Source organism: Pseudoalteromonas sp. SWYJ118 (genome assembly GCF_015864505.1).
Lineage (GTDB): Bacteria > Pseudomonadota > Gammaproteobacteria > Enterobacterales > Alteromonadaceae > Pseudoalteromonas > Pseudoalteromonas arctica.
On the sequence record NZ_JADYXC010000001.1, the window covers coordinates 389815 to 404848 of the forward strand.

Annotated in this window: 14 protein-coding genes; all 14 read left to right on the forward strand. The window is 38.2% G+C overall.

Annotated features, from left to right (window positions below):
• Nucleotides 1–153 precede the first annotated feature (153 nt).
• The 14 genes from rppH (at nt 154) to I6F48_RS01945 (ending at nt 15027) form a co-directional block, all read left to right on the forward strand.
• On the forward strand, nt 154–672 hold the full coding sequence (rppH, locus tag I6F48_RS01880; protein WP_002958704.1) for an RNA pyrophosphohydrolase: 519 nt from the start codon (nt 154–156) through the stop codon (nt 670–672).
• A 30-nt stretch (nt 673–702) separates the two neighbouring features.
• Entirely contained in the window at nt 703–2967 is a 2265-nt protein-coding gene (ptsP, locus tag I6F48_RS01885; RefSeq protein ID WP_165727554.1) for a phosphoenolpyruvate--protein phosphotransferase, read from the forward strand.
• Nucleotides 2968–3057: 90 nt separating this feature from the next.
• A complete protein-coding gene (locus I6F48_RS01890) occupies nt 3058–3867 on the forward strand; it encodes a sulfite exporter TauE/SafE family protein (protein ID WP_197118685.1) in 810 nt (269 codons plus the stop codon).
• Between the two features lie 13 nt (nt 3868–3880).
• On the forward strand, nt 3881–4684 hold the full coding sequence (gene lgt / locus I6F48_RS01895; protein WP_007583122.1) for a prolipoprotein diacylglyceryl transferase: 804 nt from the start codon (nt 3881–3883) through the stop codon (nt 4682–4684).
• Between the two features lie 10 nt (nt 4685–4694).
• Nucleotides 4695–5546, forward strand: a complete 852-nt coding sequence (locus I6F48_RS01900) for a thymidylate synthase (protein ID WP_197118686.1) — start codon at nt 4695–4697, stop codon at nt 5544–5546.
• A gap of 23 nt (nt 5547–5569) precedes the next feature.
• Nucleotides 5570–6448, forward strand: a complete 879-nt coding sequence (galU, locus tag I6F48_RS01905) for a UTP--glucose-1-phosphate uridylyltransferase GalU (protein ID WP_007583126.1) — start codon at nt 5570–5572, stop codon at nt 6446–6448.
• A 703-nt stretch (nt 6449–7151) separates the two neighbouring features.
• Nucleotides 7152–7835 (forward strand): SPOR domain-containing protein, encoded by a 684-nt coding sequence (locus I6F48_RS01910; protein WP_024592961.1) that lies wholly within the window; start codon nt 7152–7154, stop codon nt 7833–7835.
• Nucleotides 7836–8206: 371 nt separating this feature from the next.
• A complete protein-coding gene (locus I6F48_RS01915; protein ID WP_165721033.1) occupies nt 8207–8761 on the forward strand; it encodes an SPOR domain-containing protein in 555 nt (184 codons plus the stop codon).
• A gap of 115 nt (nt 8762–8876) precedes the next feature.
• Nucleotides 8877–9479, forward strand: coding sequence for a DUF4402 domain-containing protein (locus I6F48_RS01920; protein WP_165727552.1), 603 nt, complete (start codon nt 8877–8879; stop codon nt 9477–9479).
• A 3-nt stretch (nt 9480–9482) separates the two neighbouring features.
• Nucleotides 9483–9965 carry a DUF4402 domain-containing protein gene (locus I6F48_RS01925; RefSeq protein ID WP_197101082.1) on the forward strand — a complete coding sequence of 161 codons (483 nt, stop codon included), beginning with the start codon at nt 9483–9485 and terminating at the stop codon, nt 9963–9965.
• 9 nt (nt 9966–9974) lie between these two features.
• Complete coding sequence (locus tag I6F48_RS01930; RefSeq protein ID WP_197101080.1) at nt 9975–10805, forward strand: fimbrial biogenesis chaperone; 831 nt, start codon at nt 9975–9977, stop codon at nt 10803–10805.
• The gene (locus I6F48_RS01935) at nt 10792–13737 is read left to right on the forward strand and encodes an MSCRAMM family adhesin SdrC (protein ID WP_231615166.1); all 2946 of its coding nucleotides are present in this window, start codon (nt 10792–10794) and stop codon (nt 13735–13737) included. Before I6F48_RS01930 ends, I6F48_RS01935 begins: the two co-directional genes overlap by 14 nt.
• 10 nt (nt 13738–13747) lie before the next feature.
• Complete coding sequence (locus I6F48_RS01940; protein WP_197118687.1) at nt 13748–14377, forward strand: SPOR domain-containing protein; 630 nt, start codon at nt 13748–13750, stop codon at nt 14375–14377.
• Between the two features lie 56 nt (nt 14378–14433).
• Nucleotides 14434–15027, forward strand: a complete 594-nt coding sequence (locus I6F48_RS01945) for a FlgO family outer membrane protein (RefSeq protein ID WP_197118688.1) — start codon at nt 14434–14436, stop codon at nt 15025–15027.
• Nucleotides 15028–15034: the final 7 nt, after the last annotated feature.

Genomic DNA, 15034 nt, shown 5'->3' on the forward strand with positions numbered 1-15034 from the left:
TTATTTTCCAAATATTTACCCACTCTCCATAATTTATCAATGTACTAAAAGCTCAAACTTAGCTTACTAATCGGGTTGGGTATAATAGTATTTGCCGTATTGCGGCTAATGTGGAACAATCATTAAAAATCGACTTACAAATGAGGCACTAAGGTGATTGATGCCGAAGGTTTTCGTGCCAATGTCGGAATTGTGATTTGCAATAATCAGGGACAGGTTTTTTGGGCCAGACGTTATGGTCAACACTCTTGGCAATTTCCCCAAGGTGGTGTTGATGATGGCGAAACTGCAGAACAAACCATGTACCGTGAATTACACGAAGAAGTAGGGTTGCGACCAGAAGATGTAGAAATAGTCGCAAGCTCAAAACATTGGTTACGCTATAAATTACCCAAACGATTAATCCGCCGAGACTCTAGTCCGGTGTGTATTGGGCAAAAACAAAAATGGTTTTTACTAAAATTACGCTGTAAAGACGAAGATGTAAATTTACTTAAAACCCATCATCCTGAATTTGATGATTGGCGCTGGGTAAGTTATTGGTATCCTGTAAGACAGGTTGTATCGTTTAAACGGGATGTTTATCGACGTGTAATGAAAGAGTTTGCTCCTTTCGCCATGCCTTTTAATAAGAGAGAACAACATAAAGATCATTGGCGAAGTAAAAGGTAGTTAATTCAGAATAAAATAAAGGAGCAGGACATGCTGGCTACACTGAGATCTATTGCGGAGTCTGTATCGCGACAAGCGAATTTAGACAGCGCATTAGTGTGCTTTGTGCAAATGGTTAAAGATGCCATGAAAACCCAGTGCTGCTCCATTTATTTTGCAGATTACAGCCAGGACAATTTTGTACTTATGGCAACCGAAGGGCTAAACCCCGATGCGGTAGGTAAGTTTAGAATTGGTTTTACCGAAGGTTTAGTTGGCCTAGTAGCGCAACGTGAAGAACCTATTAATATTGCATTTGCTAAATCGCATCCTCGTTTTAAGCTCTCCCCCGAAGTAAATGAAGAAGGCTACAACGCTTTTTTATCTGTACCCGTTGTTCATCAAAAAAAAGTACTGGGCGTTATTGTTGTCCAACAAAAGATGGCACGTGTATTTAGCCAAGACGAAGAGTCGTTTTTAATAACGCTTTCTGCCCAACTTGCGTCACAGTTAGCGCATGCTGAAATTAAAGAAATACTACGCCAAGATGAATCATCTCATCAAACGTCTGTTTTAAAAGGTGTATCGAGCGCGCCAGGAATAGGTATAGGACAAGCATTTGTTGTATTACCAAAACTTGATTTTAAATCTATTGAGCTTTTAAAAGACAGTGACGTCACTGAGCAGCGTCGTTTGTTTACTCAAGCTGTAGCTGCAACGCGCAAAGAATTTAATACCCTATCGATGACGCTAAGCGATTCTATTCCGCACGAAGCTCTTGCGGTATTTGATGTGTATCAACAACTGCTTGATGCTAAAAGTTTAGGGCATAATGTTGAAATGCAATTACAAGAAGGGTGGTGTGCTAAAAGCGCCCTAAAAATTGTAATAGAGCGTTTAATATCTCAATTTAATGCCATGCAAGACCCTTATATAAAAGAGCGTGCTATTGACGTTAAAGACATTGGTCTTCGCGTATTACACCACCTTGTAAATACCGAGCACGCTGTTAAAAATTATCCGGCCAACACTATTTTAATTGCTAATACCTTAACACCCGCCATGCTTGCTGAAGTGCCAAAAGGTCATTTAATAGGCGTTGTAAGCGTAAATGGCTCTGCAAATAGCCATGCTTCTATATTAACGCGTGCGATGGGCATTCCTGCCATTTGGGGTATAGAGGATTTACCTCTACTGCAGTTTAATGGCAAACCGATGATTTTAGATGCATTTGCTGGGCGTTTATATATATCGCCTTCACAAATGCTGATGGACGAATACACAGAGTTACAGCATCAAGATAACCTACTAAATAACCGCTTTTTAGCTGAGCAAGACTCAGAATCAATTACGCTTGACGGTGAACATGTTAGCTTATTATTAAACGCAGGCCTTGAGCTTAATACTGAGCAAAGTAGCGCGCATATTTGTGACGGTGTGGGGCTTTATCGAACCGAAGCGTGGTTTATGCAAAAGGGTCAGTTTCCTTCGCAATCAGAGCAAGAAAATTGGTACCGAGAAGTACTAACTAGCTATCATCCTAATCCTGTGGTTATGCGTACATTGGATATTGGGGGCGATAAGGTACTTGATTACTTTAATATTACCGAAGAAAACCCATTTTTAGGTTGGCGTGGCATTCGTATTAGTCTTGATCATCCAGAGTTATTTTTAGATCAACTAAAAGCGATGCTTAAAGCTAATATTGGTTTGGGTAATTTAAAAATAATGCTCCCTATGATCAGTGGCACTGAAGAAGTTGATGAGTCACTTGCGTTATTTGAGCAGGCTTATTTTGAGTTAAGTGAAAAATACCCAGAGCAAACCATAGAAAGACCTGATATAGGAATAATGCTAGAAGTACCTTCAAGTGTATTTATGCTTCCAGAGTGGTCAAAAAAAGTCGATTTTTGCTCAGTAGGTAGTAACGATTTAACACAGTATTTATTAGCAGTAGACAGGGCTAACGCACGTGTAGCCGAACTTTTTAACCCTTATCACCCTGGTGTACTAAGAGTACTAAATAAAGTGGCGCACGAATGTGAGCAATATGAACTGCCATTTAGTTTGTGTGGTGAACTAGGCGGCGATCCTGAAGGGGCTATTTTACTTATTGCCATGGGTTACAGGCGCCTTAGTATGAACTTATCATCGCTTAATAAAGTAAAGTGGGTACTTAGGCGTTTAAATGTCAGTGACATGGAACAACTACTAAGTGAATGTTTAGCGCAATCGACAGCTAAACAAGTACTACGTTTAACGCGAAGCTTTATGCTAGAGCATAAATTAGGTGATTTGTTTTACACCCCCAAATAATACTGTACACCTAATTAATTTGCATACACAGATGCTATTAGTTTTATAATCCTTTAATATATAAACCTTCAAAGGGTACTTGAGATTACTATGTATGACTTAGGTTTGTTAGTCGCAAGCTGCGCACTACTAGGCTGTATTGTTGGGTTTTTAGCTGGGTTACTAGGCATTGGCGGCGGTTTAATTATCGTTCCAGTACTAAGCACTCTGTTACTCTCATTTAATGTAACGTCGGCTGAACATGTATTAGTAATTGCTATTGCAACCTCACTCGCTTCTATTTTATTTACTTCAACGTCTTCAGCGCTGGCTCATCATAAAAATGATAACGTGCCTTGGGCAATCGCCCCGTGGGTTATGTCGGGTGTGGCTTTAGGCGCACTTATTAGTGGCTTTGCAGCAAGTTTAATCCCTGAACAAATATTACGTACAGTGTTTGCTATAAGTGTTGTATTTATTGCAGCAAGAATGGTGCTCTCCGCGCGTAATAAACCGATGTCAGAAAAACCGTTGCCGGCAGGTCCTATTTTAGGGGGCGTTTCTGCAATAATGGGCGGGTTATCAGGTTTAATAGGGATTGGCGGCGGAGCTTTAATAGTACCGATGCTTAATTATTTTTCGGTTGATATAAAAAAAGCAATTGGCTGCGCAGCCGCATGCGGAATTGTTATCGCATTATTTGGTTCTATTGGTTACATCAGCGCAGGCTGGCAGGTTACCGATTTAGAACATGGTTTTGCTGGGTTTGTTTATTTACCTGCATTATTTGGAATTGTTATTACTTCGTGGTTTGTTGCGCCTATTGGCGCCAAAGCAACTCACTATTTACCTGTTAATACAATTAAGAAAGTTTTCGCGGTGCTGCTTGTAGTTATCGCAATTAAAATGGTTTTTAGCTAAAGGTTTATTTTTTATGGCACTTGAATTCCCTCAAATTGATCCAATTATTTTTTCTGTTGGACCGCTAAGCGTACGTTGGTACGGATTAATGTATTTAATTGGTTTTGCATTTGCAATGTGGTTTGCTAATCGTCAAGCATCAAAACCAAATTCAGGTTGGACTAAAGACCAAGTAAGCGATTTACTGTTTTACGGCATGTTAGGGGTAATATTAGGCGGGCGTATTGGCTACGTATTGTTTTACCAGTTTAGTTACTTTATAGAAAACCCATTATATTTATTTAGAATAGATCAGGGTGGTATGTCGTTTCATGGTGGAACGCTGGGCGTTATAACCGCCGTCGCAATTTTTTCGTGGACGCGTAAAAAGTCACTGCTTCAAGTGGGCGACTTTGTTGCTCCGCTTGTGCCTGTTGGCTTATTAGCAGGGCGTATTGGTAACTTTATAAACGGTGAGTTATGGGGCCGAGTTACCGACGTGCCATGGGCAATGGTATTTCCAACGGGCGGTCCGCTTGCGCGTCACCCATCGCAATTATACGAAGCATTTTTTGAAGGTTTAGTGCTGTTTTTAATCCTACAATGGTTTATTAAAAAACCACGTCCAGCAGGCAGCGTAGCCGGTGTGTTTTTATTAGGTTACGGCGTATTTAGATTCTGTATTGAATATTTCCGCCAACCCGATGCACAACTCGGTTTATTTGCCGACTTTATTTCAATGGGACAAATATTGTCACTTCCTATGATTGTAGGCGGCTTAGGTTTATTAATTTGGGCATATAAGCAACCACAACACGTTAAAACAGCTAAGGCATAATAAAAACAACATGAAACAATATTTAAAATTATGTCAGCGTATTGTTGACGAAGGTCAGTGGGTCGAAAACAAACGTACAGGTACGCGTTGTTTAACCGTTATTAATGCCGATTTAGAATACGATGTGGCTAATAATAAGTTTCCAATGATCACGACGCGAAAAAGTTACTACAAAGCAGCGATTGCTGAGTTACTAGGATATTTACGTGGTTACGACAGCGCTGAGCAGTTTCGTGAAATTGGCTGTAAAACATGGGATGCCAACGCGAACGATAACAACGCATGGCTTAATAATCCTTACCGTAAAGGCGAGGACGATATGGGCCGTGTTTATGGCGTACAAGGCCGTGGTTGGCAACGTCCAGATGGCTCAACGCTTGATCAGCTTTCCAAAGTTATTAATAACTTAAAAAATGGCATTGATGACCGTGGTGAAATAATCACGTTTTATAATCCAGGTGAGTTTGAGCTTGGTTGTTTGCGGCCGTGTATGCATACGCACACTTTTTCGCTACTTGGCGATACGCTATATTTAACGTCATACCAGCGAAGCTGTGATGTACCGCTCGGCCTTAATTTCAATCAAATTCAGTGTTTTGTGTTGCTTGCGTTAGTGGCTCAAATTACCGGCCACAAAGCGGGTAAGGCGTATCATAAAATTGCTAATGCACACATTTACGAAAACCAACTTGAACTGATGCGAGACGTGCAGTTAACGCGTGAGCCATTTGAATCACCTCAGTTAAAAATTAATCCAAAAATTAAATCATTAGAAGACATAGAAACGTGGGTAACACGAGACGACTTTGAAGTAATAGGCTATCAATGCCATGAAGCGATTCAATATCCATTTTCAGTATAATAAAAGATTAAGGAAAACATAAAATGAAAGCAGTGATCCCAGTAGCGGGCCTTGGTACTCGTATGTTACCAGCCACTAAAGCAATTCCTAAAGAAATGCTTCCAGTGGTAGACCGTCCTTTAATTCAATATGTAGTAAACGAAGCCGTTGCTGCAGGAATTAAAGAAATAGTGTTAGTAACGCACTCAAGTAAAAATTCAATCGAAAATCACTTCGATACAAGTTTTGAACTAGAAGCTACTTTAGAAAAGCGTGTTAAGCGGCAACTACTTGCCGAAGTGCAAGCAATCTGCCCTAAAGACGTAACCATTATTCACGTACGCCAAGGTGAAGCAAAAGGCTTAGGCCATGCTATTAGTTGTGCAGCGCCTATTATTGGTAACGAACCGTTTGTAGTTATTTTACCAGATGTAATTATTGATGATGTAGAGAGCGATCTTAAAAAAGATAACTTAGCAGAAATGATCGCTAATTTTGAGAAAACCAAGCACAGCCAAATTATGGTAGAACCAGTACCAATGGCACAAGTGAACCAGTTTGGTGTGGTTGATTTAGGTGATGTTGACTTAAAGCAAGGTGAAAGCTCGCCAATTCTTAATATGGTAGAAAAGCCGCCAGTAGATGAAGCTCCATCAAACTTAGCTGTAGTGGGTCGATACGTATTAAGCGAAAATATCTGGCCGTTACTTGCAAAAACTCCGCAAGGTGCAGGCGACGAAATTCAATTAACTGACGCAATTGCGATGTTAATGGAACACGAAAAAGTAGATGCATACGCTATAAAAGGCCGTAGCCACGATTGTGGAAGTAAAATTGGTTACTTAAAAGCAACGATTGAATTTGCACTTCGTCGCGACGAATTTGCCGATGAATTAAAATCATTTATCAAAAAACTGATTTAACAGTTAACGTAAAACATGAAAGGCGCCTATATCGGCGCCTTTTTTTATGAGTTTTATCAGGGCCTGTTTATCTTTCGAGGTTAAATTTGCAGCAGGCTGTTTGGTATTTAAGCAAGGCAGAGCCTATGTAGTGTGGTTATTCCCCATAAATAGGCGATAACGTAGCATAAATGCCAAACATGCGCTGCCCGAAGGGTTCTGCCTCGGGGCAATTTACTCTTTGTTGCCTACATGGATGTAGGTAAGGGGCGTGAGCAGGACGCGGAAGCTTTACTCGGTTTTTACTTATTCTTACATGGATGTAAGCCAGTAGAATAACGCAGGAGCAGTTATCGAGCCCACTAGGTTACAAACCTCGCGCCGCGATTAAATGGCCCCTAGATTGAACAAATTTTAATCCTGAAAGGTCAACAGGCCCTAGAATAAAATAAGAAAAGGAATAGCTCTAAAATAAAAGTTTTTAAGTCATTACAGACATATTGTTATTTATGTTGTAAAGTTTGTGTTAATTGGCATTGAATTTGTATTAAATAATGCTCTCAAGGAAGGGATGGAGTATGCAACGTTGTGTTTTACGAAATACTGACAAGCATGCGAAGAGCTAAGTTTTATAGCTCACAGCTTAAATAAAGTTAAACGCTTTCTTGTGAGAATGTTTAACTGAAATGTAGTGTAAAAACACTGCTTTCAGGACAACTAATACATGTTTATATATAAAAAAAATAACATTGGGCTTTTACTTAGCTTGCTAATGCTTTTATTTGGTACAGCATGCAGCGTCTCGCCTGAAATAAAAACCATTGATGAACAACCTCAAAGTAACTCGCCTGACTACGTATCAATTACAGCCCTTGAACTTGCACAGCTAAAAGATGCCGCAATGCAGTGGCAACAAGCTCGTGAAGGCATAGAGCGAATTTTAAGATTAGAAAAAGAAATAACTTACCTCGTAAATCATATCGATATTATAAACAGTAAAGCTATTGCACAGTCTAATCAAGGGTATAGCAGCAAGTCTGTACGCTCACCACGTAACACACGCAATGTTAAGTCACGCCAACAAGTTAAACAAAATTACAGTAATAAAAAACAAACTGTAAAATTAAATAAACCTAAACATGTATTTGCTTTACAGGTAGCTTCGGTTGACTCAGAGCAAGGTGTGGCTAAAGCATGGCAAGAGCTAAATACTAAAGCAGCACCGTTGTTTAGAGACAAAATATTGACTAACGTAGAAACCGCCAAAATAAACGACAAAATGTTTTACAGGCTGAAACTTGGCTCTTACCAAAACTTTAAAAATGCAAAAGCAGACTGTGACGTATTCAAACTGTACAAACTCGATTGCATAGTAAGTAACTACACTGATAAGCCAGTAAAGCTTTAGCGCACAGCATGTAATATCAATCTACAATAATACCTAATCAATTTGAAGGATTAGACCTGACGCTAACTTCGCTAATAATTTTTGATATACGACGGCATGTATGCCGGAGTTAGAGCAATGCAGCAACAATTAGTGATACCAACTAAATGATGAAATTTTGCCTTGTTATCGATATGGCTTTTCTTACCTCAAAATAAACTACTTAATTAAAAAGTTGCTATAAAGTGGCGCAAAATTTGCTTTGATTTATTATCTTGGTTAGTAGAGTGCATTTTGCAATGCGGTATTTTAAGTCTTGTCATTTAATATCAGTTTTATTCTTATCTTTTTATTTATATGGATGTAGCAGCGCAACTGTAAATAACGAGAGCGTGCAGCATTCTTTAATTACTGATAAACAAGTAAAAGAGTATGTTTCGCAGTGGCACTTACAGCAAGAAAGCATTGGTCGTTTAACTGCTATGGAAGATGATTTACAGCTGTTAATTATGGCGTTATCGTCTCGAAGTGAATTAACTGAAAACCCTCCTTTACTCATGCAAAGTAAAACCGATATCACCTATGGTAATCAGCCTTCACAGAATTTGGAACCGACGGCACTAAATAACACTCCCGAAGTAAAAACACCAAACTTACAAAATTCAGAACTCACCTTAACAGATGAAACTAAAATTGGAGCACAGCTTGGTTGGTATTTAAAGCCAGAGCTTGTTAAAGCAAGAGTCGAAAGGCTTAAGCAATTATACCCCAGTGCATTTACTCAATTTAATTTTACTATGTTTGAACGTAAAAATAATAATATGACTTTGTATGGATTACGTGTAGGTCCATTTAAAAACGATGCTCAAGTAAGTGCGTTTTGTTATTTAGCTAATCAGCTTGATCAAGTATGTAATATTGCTGCTTTTGTCGGAAAACCAATATAATTAATAAATTAGGCCTTTTAAACTTATATAGTATTAAAGTATTTGTACTAATAGTCGATACTAACTATAGTTGGGCAAATATTTGATAAAGCCCATTTTCTTATAAGGATTTAGCATGAAGTTTTATTTATCTGCATTAGCTGTAGCCACCGTGGTCAGCTCGTTTAGCACTTATGCTGCTACAGAGTCATTTGAAGCGAAAGTAACAGTACAAAATGCTGTAGTACTCACAAAAGATAACGATTTAAATTTTGGTACTATTCGTGCTATTTCAGATCCATTAGGCGCCGAACAAGCAACGCTGACAGTTAATCCTGATCCAGCTGCTAGCAATGTTACTTCACAAGATAATCCAACTGGTAACGCTGCGAGTATCTCAATAATTGAAGGTGGTGAAGCGGGCGCTTTTAGTGTTTCAGATGTAGTACCAAATTCTATTTTAACCATTAGCGACCCATTAAATACTTTAGTACAACCTTTAGCTGGTCAAGGGTTGAATGAACCTGATTTTACTGTAGGTGCTTGGACTTACTTTATAACGAGCGGCACTAATGCTGGTGGATTATATACAAGTGCTACGCCCAACCTACAAGCTGGCGTTGATGGCGCTGTATCATTTAATATAGGCGCGACTCTTTCTACTTCATCAAACGCATCAAGTGTGGATTACCCTGATGGTGAGTATTCTGGTAGCTTTAATATTGAAGTGTCATATTAATTAGTGTTTAAACAAACAATGCGCTTTTTGTATGTTTCTGCTTGGCTTTCGTTAATGTTTAGCGAGCAAGCCTATAGCGCAAGCATACAACAAGAAGCGCTTAATTTTGGCACTTTAGTTATCCCTCAAAATAATACTTTAAGCTCTATAACCATTAGCCATGAAGGTGAAATAATCACATTTGGTAGTATTTACGTATTAACTGAGGGTAATCCCGCAGAACTTTTATTTACTGATTTACCTCCCCTTACTCAAATATCGTTTAACAAAACGAGTGACTCTACATTGCAAAGTGAAGCGCTAGGAGCTAATAGTGCCAAGTTTTCGGTTGTATTAGTGGATTTACCAAGAACGCAAACTAGCGATGAATTTGGAGAGCTTTTACTCAAAGTAGGTGGCCGTTTAATAACGACAGGGACTAGCCAAAGTTACTTAGATGGTAGTTTTATTACTGACACCCAATTAGAAATTACGATTGATTACTAAAGGAAAAACATGCTTTATAAAGTTGTAGTGCTGCTCGCACTGAGTGTATGTATTTTAGGAAAAAATGCATACGCAAATTTACTTATCTCTCCAACCCGTATTAGTTTTGATGAACGTCAACGAACCGCTAAAGTTACCGTAATTAATACGGGGGATGAATATCAAACATATCGTGTTTTATGGAGTGAGAAGCAAGCGCAACCTAGCGGTGGCTACATACAGTTGGCAGAGGCTACAAGCGAAAGTTTAAGTTCAATGGCACGTTTGTCACCAAAACAAATGCGTTTAGCACCAGGTGAAAAACAAACAGTAAAAATAGCAATACGTAAACCTAAAGGCCTAGCTTCTGGTGAGTACCGCTCTCATCTTCTATTTCAAGCATTGCCTGGTGAAAATACTAATAAAACAAGCTCAATAAAAGTTAATATGATTATGAGCTACAGCATTCCTATTTTGTTACGTAAAGACATGAAACAGCCAGAAGTTGCCATAGAGCATGCTAAACTAGTGCTAAATGAAAGCAATCAACGTCCTCAGTTTTTATTGAATATAAAACGAGAAGGTAAGTTTAGTAGCTACGGTAAATTAAGTGCTTACTTTGTTGATAGTAATAACGAGCAAGTTAAAATTGCAGAAATTGGTAATTTAAGTATTTATCCAGAAGTGGATAATGCGTTTGTAACCCTTAGTTTATTTAGTGACAAAAATTTAGATAAAGCAGGAAAAGTCATTTTTAAATATGAAGGCAGTCAAGAATATAAAGACCTTACATTTGCACAATACACTCTGCCTTTAACTTCACAATCACTTAATGTTTTAACAGTGAATGACGCTAAATAATTTATTGTATGCACTATTACTAAGCATAAGTAGTTTGCTTAGTAATAGTGTAATCGCTAATCCTAATTCTTCCGTAGGGGATGCTTTAACAACACTACGCGCAATTGAACTAAAGCTAACTAAGCCCGTTGAAGTAATTGATTATAAAAACAAAGAAAATCAGCAACAGCGAATCGCCACAGGCGAGTTATTAATACTTTCGCTTTATTTAAACTCATACTACTTAGGTGAAGTTGCAGCAATTAAAAGCGAGCAAAGTGTACAAGTTAGTTTAAGCGACTTATTTGATATTCTACAATTTGCAATGAATGTTGATGCTAGCAATCGAATTGCTCAAGGTGTTGGAGCAAATCAACAACCTCTTTCTCTAAATGCAGCGGTTACACCCGCTGTATTTACTAGTCCTACACAGAGCTACTTATTAGCAAAAAATCAAATTACCATTGAAGATGATATTTATGTAGATATTCAAAGTTTACATAATGCTTTAAATCTAGAGTTTAATATTGATTACCCAGATTTAGAATTACTTATAAGCTCAGAGAGCCCCTTACCGGTTGAACAACAAAGATACAGACAGTCGCGCAACCTTAAATCACCTAACAAAAGATCGCCACCTACGCTGCCATGGAAAGCTAGCCCATATAAAGCGCTATCTTCTCCGGTTGCCGACTTACAACTAAATTTTACCGCGAGCGATGATAGACATTCTACGAACTATTCACTTTTAGGCACTCAAGACTTTGCATATTTATCTGCAGAGTATTTTTTGTCTGGACGAAGTACTGACTTACTTACCAACTCTAGGTTAACGTTTACAAAGCAAAACTTAGACAAAGAAATAAAAAACGGCTTCATGCCTACTGAAATATCTTTTGGTGATGTTATCGCCACGCAAGTTGGTAATAGCTACAGTAGTCAGTATGCCCGAGGTGTTAAAGTTTCTAATAATGTAACCAATAGAAAAATAGTCAATAATCAAATTAACTTAAGCGGTGCTATACAGCCAGGTTGGGATGTAGAGCTGTATCGTAATGAAATATTAATAGACCAGCAGCTTAGCCTCGCAGATGGGCGTTATATTTTTGATAATATAAACCTATTATTTGGAGCTAATAATTTTGAGCTTATTTTTTATGGGCCTCAAGGTCAAGTTGAGCGTAAAAGTGATTATTACTTTGTGGACGGAAATCAACTGAAACAGGGACAAGGTAACTATGAATTGTCGGTTACTGAACAAGGCAAGCAGTTACTAAATAACAATGTTTCAAGCTCGCAGGGGCAGGGTTGGCAAATTGCGGGTAGATATGAGCAAGGGCTTACAGATAATATATCTGTATACACTGCTACATCAGGTCAAAAAAATACAGATGACGATCTACTTAAGTATGCATTTGGTACCAACATAAGCTTATTTGACCGATTATTATTAAATGCGAATGTTGAAAAAAATAATAACAATGAACAAGAATTTGAATTTACAGCCCGAACTCAAATTGCCGAACAATCACTACTTTTTAGCGCTACAAATCGTACCGACGAACAGCAGCAAGATTTTAACAGCTACCAAATAAATTTAGCTGGTGGGCTAATGAATAATACTTATGGACGCCTTTCTTATCAAAATAACGTCCTATATGACGATAGTGATACTAGAGGGCGTTTTAAACAAGTACGCAACCAGTTCAACTACTCATACTCAGGATTTGCACTAAGTAACCAATTGCTGTGGCAACAAGACGATAGCTCTGAGAGTACTTTTGGAACAACACGTTTTCAAAAGCGCTTTGGGAGAACCTACACAAGGTTTGGTATAGATTATAGTATATCGCCAGTAAGTGAGCTTGTTAGTTACGAGGCTGAGTTTAGCCGTAACTTGGGCCGAGATTTACAAGCGGAACTTACTTTAACTGATTCACTTCGTAATAATATTCAATCGACCGAATTAGGGCTCAATTGGCAAAGCGACAAGTTTAGTTTAACGAGTAACTTAAACTACAACAGTAACGATGATTGGCGGCTCGGTATTTATAGTCGTTTTAGCTTAGGGTTTGATGTTGAACACAATACATATTTTGTCTCTAAGCGCAGCTTAACTAACACGGGTAGCTTAATGTTACGCGTATTTTTAGATCAAAATAATAACGGTATTATGGATGATGATGAGCACGGCGTTGCCGGCGTAAAAGTAAAAGGCGTTCACAATTATCGTCAAGCAATTACAGACGAACACGGCGTTGCGCTATTAACTTCAATGCCAGCAAATCGTACAACAGATATAATACTTGATAGAAATAGTTTTGAAGATCCGTTTTTAATACCAGCTAATGAGGGTTTTTCTATTACACCAAGGGCTGGTTTTGTAGAGTATATGGACTTCGCATTAAATAATGCCAGTGAAGTAGAGGGAGTTGTTTATCAACAAAAAGGTGATACAACACAGATCCAACCCTTTGCAAATATAGCGCTGTTGAATGAGAAAGGGGATCAAGTTGCACAAACTCAAGCAGCATATGATGGCTATTACTTATTTACAGACCTTAAACCGGGGCAGTATAAAGCAGTAATTGATGATGAATATAAACAACGCAAGCAGCTAAAAAACACTCAAAATATAACAGTTAATTTATCGCCTCAAGGAGATGTAGTAATGGGCGTTGATTTAACATTAAAGGCGCTCAGTGCAACAACTGGAAGCATTGCCAATGCAGGAAGTTTTAGTTCGTTAAATATCTTAAAAATTTATTACCGTTTAATAGAACCACGAATAGAGCAGCAAGAAGCTTTTTATATGCATGATAAAGCTAAAAATAAATTTATTTTAGCCTTAGCGTACGCAACAAACAGTTCGCCAGAGCTTATTTCTGTATGCGACTCAGTAAAAGCGCAAGGATTAAAGTGTGTTGTTGAAACACATAAAATACTCCATTAAAGGAATTAGGATGAAAAGAGTTCAATGTATATTTTTAATCAGTGCAATGTTGCTAAGTTATGGTTGTGCGAATAATAAAGCAATTGATGGTGGTGCTACTCAGACCAACGTAACTGACGAAAAAAGCTACGTAAAAATAACAAAGCAAGAACTTGAAACTCTAAAAATGAGCTCCCAGCAGTGGCAAAATATGAAGCCAGAACTTGCGCGTTTATTACTTATTGAAGAAGACTTAAGCTTACTAATATCGCAACTCAATACAATTGCAAAAGAAAATGAGCAGAAAAACGCACCAGTAATAAAAGCAGAAATCGTTCATACCAACAAAATTAATCGCTCCAATTTACAATTAAAAAAACCAGTTGATCCTAAATTTGCTTTACAAGTGCTTTCAACAACGCAAAAAGAACAACTCTCTTTAGCTTTTAGGCAACTACAAAAAAAGCTTCCTAGCTTACTAGGCGATAACTTTGTGATGAATGTTGAAACAATAAATGTAAAAGGAGTTATGTATAACCGTTTAAAGCTAGGCGCATACATAGACAAAAAAAACGCTATGGGTGACTGTCAAAAATTAAAGAGCCAAAATATAAATTGTTTAGTTAGTTATTACGTAGATCAGCCCTTTATCGCACAATAGCTAAGTCGGCATACAAATTGCTTTATCCTCAGTATGTTTTGAAGAGGATGGCAATTATGCGCCTTTTACTGCCTTTATTATTTTTAAATTTAGCTGCTTGTAACTTGGTGCCGCCGCCAGAACCAAGTGTGCCTACAGATGCACCTAAAGCAGCCATGGCTCCTTTTACGGTTAATGACTATGTAGTTAATTTAACGTCGCAACTTAACCACCTAAACGGAGCATTAAATGCTAATGCACGTGTTGGCGTTAGTAGCTTCTTTTATGCAGATGCACTAGATACAAAATTAGTGATAGGGCAGGCCTCAGGCTTAAGTCAGCAGATCCAAGAAAGTCTGCTTACACAATTTACTCAACTAGGTTATCACACCGTTGAGTACAGACTTGGGAATAACCTCTCTTTATCAGAAAACTCAGACAGTATTTTAAGTCGCGATTTAAGTAAATTACGTAATCGCCAAAATATTGACTTAGTTATCACAGGAACAGTGACTCGCCAGCAGCATGCATACATAGTTAATGCACGGCTTGTGAATATAGAAAATAAACAGGTGCTCTCTGCGGGAAGTACCGAGATCCCAATTAATGTAATGTGGGGCAATGAGAAAATTCAGCAGCGTGACGGACTTTTATACCGAAGCGAATACTAATTTGGAG

Bases quoted from the DNA above. Each gene is read 5' to 3' on its own strand.
- ptsP (WP_165727554.1), top strand. From the start codon at position 703: ATGCTGGCTACACTGAGATCTATTGCGGAGTCTGTATCGCGACAAGCG.
- I6F48_RS01890 (WP_197118685.1), top strand. From the start codon at position 3,058: ATGTATGACTTAGGTTTGTTAGTCGCAAGCTGCGCACTACTAGGCTGT.
- lgt (WP_007583122.1), top strand. From the start codon at position 3,881: ATGGCACTTGAATTCCCTCAAATTGATCCAATTATTTTTTCTGTTGGA.
- I6F48_RS01900 (WP_197118686.1), top strand. From the start codon at position 4,695: ATGAAACAATATTTAAAATTATGTCAGCGTATTGTTGACGAAGGTCAG.
- galU (WP_007583126.1), top strand. From the start codon at position 5,570: ATGAAAGCAGTGATCCCAGTAGCGGGCCTTGGTACTCGTATGTTACCA.
- I6F48_RS01910 (WP_024592961.1), top strand. From the start codon at position 7,152: ATGTTTATATATAAAAAAAATAACATTGGGCTTTTACTTAGCTTGCTA.
- I6F48_RS01920 (WP_165727552.1), top strand. From the start codon at position 8,877: ATGAAGTTTTATTTATCTGCATTAGCTGTAGCCACCGTGGTCAGCTCG.
- I6F48_RS01930 (WP_197101080.1), top strand. From the start codon at position 9,975: ATGCTTTATAAAGTTGTAGTGCTGCTCGCACTGAGTGTATGTATTTTA.
- I6F48_RS01935 (WP_231615166.1), top strand. From the start codon at position 10,792: ATGACGCTAAATAATTTATTGTATGCACTATTACTAAGCATAAGTAGT.
- I6F48_RS01940 (WP_197118687.1), top strand. From the start codon at position 13,748: ATGAAAAGAGTTCAATGTATATTTTTAATCAGTGCAATGTTGCTAAGT.
- I6F48_RS01945 (WP_197118688.1), top strand. From the start codon at position 14,434: ATGCGCCTTTTACTGCCTTTATTATTTTTAAATTTAGCTGCTTGTAAC.